Source organism: Chitinophaga sp. (genome assembly GCF_036566945.1).
GTDB lineage: Bacteria > Bacteroidota > Bacteroidia > Chitinophagales > Chitinophagaceae > Chitinophaga.
The window spans coordinates 1-5519 of sequence record NZ_DATCVJ010000673.1 but is presented as its reverse complement, the minus strand read 5'-3'; the positions used below and the strand labels follow the sequence as shown (position 1 = coordinate 5519).

5 protein-coding genes and 1 pseudogene are annotated in these 5519 nt (G+C 46.3%); 5 read left to right on the top strand and 1 reads right to left on the bottom strand.

The features are described from left to right. A pseudogene (locus VIP81_RS20475) lies at positions 1-286 on the bottom strand (2,3,4,5-tetrahydropyridine-2,6-dicarboxylate N-succinyltransferase); the annotation flags it as partial. Between the two features lie 142 nt (positions 287-428). Here VIP81_RS20475 and VIP81_RS20470 point away from each other — a divergent pair. From VIP81_RS20470 to miaA, 5 genes are all read left to right on the top strand, one after another. Further along, positions 429-1565, top strand: coding sequence for a glycosyltransferase family 1 protein (locus VIP81_RS20470; protein ID WP_331965506.1), 1137 nt, complete (start codon positions 429-431; stop codon positions 1563-1565). Positions 1566-1572: 7 nt separating this feature from the next. Then, on the top strand, positions 1573-2139 hold the full coding sequence (locus VIP81_RS20465) for an L-threonylcarbamoyladenylate synthase (protein ID WP_331965503.1): 567 nt from the start codon (positions 1573-1575) through the stop codon (positions 2137-2139). 69 nt (positions 2140-2208) lie between these two features. Further along, positions 2209-3645, top strand: coding sequence for a CCA tRNA nucleotidyltransferase (locus VIP81_RS20460; protein WP_331965500.1), 1437 nt, complete (start codon positions 2209-2211; stop codon positions 3643-3645). A 104-nt stretch (positions 3646-3749) separates the two neighbouring features. Beyond that, positions 3750-4328, top strand: a complete 579-nt coding sequence (locus VIP81_RS20455) for an IS1096 element passenger TnpR family protein (protein ID WP_331965498.1) — start codon at positions 3750-3752, stop codon at positions 4326-4328. A 134-nt stretch (positions 4329-4462) separates the two neighbouring features. After that, the gene (gene miaA / locus VIP81_RS20450; RefSeq protein ID WP_331965495.1) at positions 4463-5365 is read left to right on the top strand and encodes a tRNA (adenosine(37)-N6)-dimethylallyltransferase MiaA; all 903 of its coding nucleotides are present in this window, start codon (positions 4463-4465) and stop codon (positions 5363-5365) included. Positions 5366-5519 lie beyond the last annotated feature (154 nt).

Sequence of the window (5519 nt, the reverse complement as noted above, 5' to 3'; positions counted from 1 at the left end):
GTACAACTCTAACGCCCAGTTCTTTATAGTTGGACTTCAATTTCATTTTATCATAGAACTCAAATGGAGGAACTTCCATTGTTTCCATAGGCTGAATAGTGAAATACATTAATATGGCCTGTTTCACCCATTCATTCACCTGCCAGCCGTTTTCTGTTGGTGCTGCAACTCTCAGATGTCCTTTATCTACTGCTTCTATAACCGCTTTTACTGCATCTGTGTACTGCGTCTCCTGTAAGAGGCTGCGATCAGCCCAGGCAGCCAGTATTTGTTGTTGTAATTCCATTGTCGTTTTTTTTTGCAAACATAATACCTAGAATGGGAAATTACGAATTAGGAATTACGAATTACGGATTTGTATAAGATAATAACAGGTATTCTCCTCACAAATCTCTAATTCGTAATTCCTAATTCGTAATTTTGGCCCCATGAAAATAGGATTCGATGCCAAGCGCGCGTTCCAGAATAATACAGGTTTAGGGAATTATAGCCGTACCCTCATATCATCTCTGGTAAAGGATTTTCCGGAAGATGAGTACTACCTGTTTGCCCCTAAGCAAACGGCCATGTACAACCTGGACGCTTTACCGGAACTAAAGGTGGTGTTGCCCGAAAAGCCGCTGCACCGCTGGTTTAAATCGGCCTGGCGTAGTCGCTTTGTGGTGAAGGATCTGTTGCGTTATCAGCTGGATCTGTTTCATGGCCTCAGCCATGAGTTGCCCTTCGGTATTCATAAAAGTGGTATCCGTTCGGTGGTCACCATGCACGATCTTATTTTTGAAAGATACCCGGAGCAATATAACCGGATAGACGTATTTACTTATCGCCGCAAGGCAAAATATGCATGCCGGCACGCGGATATGGTAGTAGCTATCAGTGAGCAAACAAAGCAGGACCTGATGACGTATTATCATACCCCGGCCAATAAAATTGCCGTGGTATACCAAAGCTGCGATCCTGCTTTTGGCGTTACCTGGACTAACGACGACATCGCTGCTCTGGGCGCTAAATATCTGCTGCCCTCCCAATATTTTCTGTATGTAGGCTCACTGATTGAGCGCAAAAATCTGCTGGGCATTGTAACGGCCATGAATACACTAAAAGGAGCGATGAATATCCCCCTGGTGGTGCTGGGCAATGGTAGCAGCTATAAGAAAAAAGTAAAGGAATATCTCGCGGCCCATGGTCTTACGCAACAGGTGATCTTTCTCAATGAACACGTACGACTGGAAAACAGTGAGCTGCCGGGGCTATACCAGGGAGCGATGGCGCTGATTTATCCTTCTTTTTTCGAAGGCTTCGGGATTCCTATATTGGAAGCCCTTTGGAGCCGTACGCCGGTAATCACGTCCCATGGCTCCTGTTTTGCTGAAACAGCGGGAGATGCGGCACTATATGTCGATCCCCTGGACCCCGGATCTATTGCCAATGCCATGAAACGGGTAGTGGACGACCCTTCGCTGGTGAAACAGATGCAGGAAAAAGGCTGGCAGCATGCACAACGATTTACGCCTGAAAAATGTGCAGCGGCCATGATGAAAGTATATAAACAACTAAATAATTAATAAACAAATGTTTGAAGATGATATCAGTGCGGCGATGCCGGTACTGCGTAATGGTGGCCTGATCCTTTATCCTACAGACACGATCTGGGGCATCGGTTGCGATGCTACGGATGAAGCAGCGGTGCAGAAAGTCTATGACCTGAAAAAGCGCAGTGAAAGCAAAAGCCTGGTAATATTATTGGCAGATGTGAAGGACCTGTTGCATTTTATCGCCAATCCCCGGCCCGATATCGCGGATATGATTGCAGGCTTCACCCGTCCTACTACGGTGATCTATGAAGGCGCGCTGGGCCTGGCTCCCAATGTCATCAGCGAAGATGGCAGTATTGCCATCCGTATTGTGAAAGATCCCTTTTGCCGCCACCTCATAAAAAGACTGCGTAAACCATTGGTATCCACTTCTGCCAATATCAGCGGAGCGCCTTCCCCGGCCCGCTTTTCTGATGTAACGGACGATATTCGCAATGGAGTGGATTATATAGTGAAACACCGGCAGGAAGAAGCCGCCAACAACATCGCCTCCAGGATCATCAGGATAAACAAAGACGGATCTATAGCGATAATCCGGGATTAAAAACGTTTATTTATTACATTTGCGCCCTGGTTTCAGCGAAAGGAATAAATTTAACAGGAATATTTTTATATGATCAGCAGCAAGCCGTTGGACATACCCTGCTCCCTGCAGGAAAGAAAAGTGCTGGAAAAGATAGCATTAGCAGCCCATGAACTGGGGGTGCCTGCTTATCTGATCGGTGGCTTCGTGCGGGATAAACTGTTGGGTAGGAAGACAAAAGACATGGACATTGTGTGCGTAGGCGATGGTATTGCCCTTGCACATAAGGTCGCAGAGAGCTTAGGCAACAACATTCCCGTTAGTTTCTTTAAAACTTATGGTACCGCTCAGGTAAAATGGAATGAGCTGGAAATAGAATTTGTGGGCGCCCGCAAAGAAAGCTATCGCCAGGAATCACGTAATCCGGAAGTATCTGCAGGTTCCCTGAAAGATGATCAGAATCGCCGTGATTTTACGATTAATGCCATGGCTATCAGCCTGAAAGATGCAGATTATGGCTCCCTGATCGATCCATTCGAAGGACTCGCGGATCTTGATAAGAAAATTATCCGTACCCCACTGGCCCCGGCCCAAACTTTCAGTGATGACCCCCTGCGCATGATGCGCGCTATCCGCTTCGCATCACAACTGCAATTCACCATTGAAGCATCCGCCTTTACCGCCATTCAGGAGAATGCAGAACGCATCCGTATCATTTCCCAGGAAAGAATTACAGATGAGTTTAATAAAATTATGCTCTCCTCCAAACCCTCTGTAGGACTGGATCTTTTATACAAAGCCGGCCTGCTCAAAATTATTTTCCCCCAAATGATCGATATGGTCGGCGTGGAGATGAATGAAGGGAAGGGGCACAAAGATAATTTTTATCATACCTTGCAGGTGGTAGACAATATCTCGGAAAATACCCGGGATCTTTGGCTCCGCTGGTCCGCACTATTACACGATATCGGCAAACCAGCCACCAAAAAATTTGAACCCGGTCATGGCTGGACTTTTCATGGCCATGATGCGGTGGGAGGTAAAATGGTGCAGCGTATTTTTACCCGGATGAAATTACCATTGAGTGATAAAATGAGATTGGTAAAGAAACTGGTAGAACTCCACCTGCGTCCCATCAGCCTTACAAAAGAGAACATAACAGACTCGGCTATCCGCAGATTACTGTTCGATGCCGGAGACGATATAGAAGGACTCATGATGCTCTGCGAAGCGGATATTACCTCAAAAAATAAAGCCAAGGTAAAACGTTACCTCGAAAATTTTGAACTGGTACGCAAGCGGTTGAAAGAAGTAGAAGAGAGCGACCGGATCCGCAACTGGCAGCCCCCTGTAACCGGCGAAATGATCATGGAAACATTTGGGCTGAAACCCGGCAGGATCGTAGGCGATCTGAAAAGCGCCATCAGAGAAGCCATCCTGGATGGCGAAATCCCAAATACCTACGATGCAGCATATGCTTTTTTATTGGAAAAAGCAGGCGCATTGAATCTAAGTCCGGTAAAATAAAATTGGTAATTTTACATAACCATAATAAAGAATTCACTAGCATTTAGGAGCTACCGCTAACTGCAGCCTGTTTAAACATTATATAACTTATAACCTTTTTTGTCATGCCGGTTTTGAAATTCAGAGTTTACTGGGAAGAAGATGAAAGTGTCTACAGAGACATTGCCATTAAGCCGAATCAGACGTTTTTAGCATTTCACCAAGCAATTTTGCAAGCATTCGAATTTGATTCAAAACATAAGGCTACCTTTTTCCGTAGCAATGACAACTGGCAACGCGGCCGGGAAATTATCCTGGAAGCCGACAATCAGCCACGTAAAGCAGAACCCCTGCTCATGGCCGATACCGTGATAGCCGTTGCCGTAAAAGATCCTAATCAGAAATTTATCTACCTCTACGACTTCGCTAAAAACTGGTCTTTCCTGGTAGAACTGATCGGTGTATCCAAAGACGAAAACAATAAAATAGTATATCCTGCCTGCGTACGTAAAGAAGGACTCGCACCAAGTCAATACGGTACCAAAGGCCTCGTCGGCGATAAACTCGTGGAAATGGAAGAAAAATACGACCTCAATAAAGAAGGCATGGATGCCGACGGATTTGGGGAAGAAGGTGAAGAAAGTGACGCCCTCGGCGGCGATGGCGCAGAAGAATTCGGCGCAGAAGAAGATAATAGCTTTTAAAATAATTACGAATTACGAATTACGAATTTCAAATTACGGATTTGCGGATAGATGGTAAAGCGAAGAGCCTTCGCTATTATCTAGCCACAAATCCGTAATTCGTAATTTGAAATTCGTAATTCTACTACTCGTTTATGCAAAAAACTGTTATCATTATCGCAGGGCCTACCGCCTCAGGTAAAACAGCGCTGTCTGTTCAACTGGCACAACTGTTTAATACAGCCGTTATCTCTGCGGATTCCAGGCAATGCTACCGCGAAATTAGTATCGGTACCGCAAAACCTTCCCCGGAAGAACTGGCGGCAGTACCACACTACTTTATTGACTCACATAGTATTCAGGAAGAAGTAAATGCAGGCATCTACGAAAAACTCGCCCTCGGATACACTACCGAAATATTTGAAAATAATGATATCGCCATCATGTGCGGCGGTACCGGTCTCTATATCAGGGCCTTCGCAGAAGGCATCGACGATATGCCGGCCATTGCCCCCGGTATTCGCACCCATCTGAACGAACAGTTTGCCCTTTACGGCCTGCAATGGCTGCAACAGCAACTACAGGAACGCGATCCCGTATTTTATGCTACCGCCGAAACCCAGAACCCCCAACGCCTGATCCGCGCACTGGAAGTACTGGACGCCACCGGACAATCCATTACCACGTTCCGCAGCGCCACCCGCTCACAACGCGATTTCAATATCATCAAAATAGGCATCACCCCACCCAAAGAAATATTACATCAGCGTATCCATCAACGCGTAGACCACATGGTACACGCCGGCCTCGTGGAAGAAGTTCGGTCGGTAACCCCTTACCGCGAACACAACGCTTTACGTACCGTTGGCTACCAGGAAATCTTCAGCTTCCTCGATGGACACATCTCCCTGGATCAGGCCATCGATGATATTAAAACACATACCCGCCAATACGCAAAAAGACAATTGACCTGGTTCCGGAAAGATCCCGCTTTTCATTGGTTCGATCCCCGCGATGAAGAAGACATCATCTCGTTTGTACAACAGCAGCTGTCATAAATCATCGGCAGGGTGAAATAGGCTGAGCAACCGGAACGCCCGCTGCGGTTGGCATCTACCTAATACCCACACCTGCGAAATATGCTCAATAGCCAGCATGGCAGCGGTGATTTCCGCGGATTTTGTCTTTACTCAGGATTATACTGATTTTGAT

Coding starts and splice junctions, on each gene's coding strand:
- VIP81_RS20470 (WP_331965506.1), top strand. CDS start 429: ATGAAAATAGGATTCGATGCCAAGCGCGCGTTCCAGAATAATACAGGT.
- VIP81_RS20465 (WP_331965503.1), top strand. CDS start 1,573: ATGTTTGAAGATGATATCAGTGCGGCGATGCCGGTACTGCGTAATGGT.
- VIP81_RS20460 (WP_331965500.1), top strand. CDS start 2,209: ATGATCAGCAGCAAGCCGTTGGACATACCCTGCTCCCTGCAGGAAAGA.
- VIP81_RS20455 (WP_331965498.1), top strand. CDS start 3,750: ATGCCGGTTTTGAAATTCAGAGTTTACTGGGAAGAAGATGAAAGTGTC.
- miaA (WP_331965495.1), top strand. CDS start 4,463: ATGCAAAAAACTGTTATCATTATCGCAGGGCCTACCGCCTCAGGTAAA.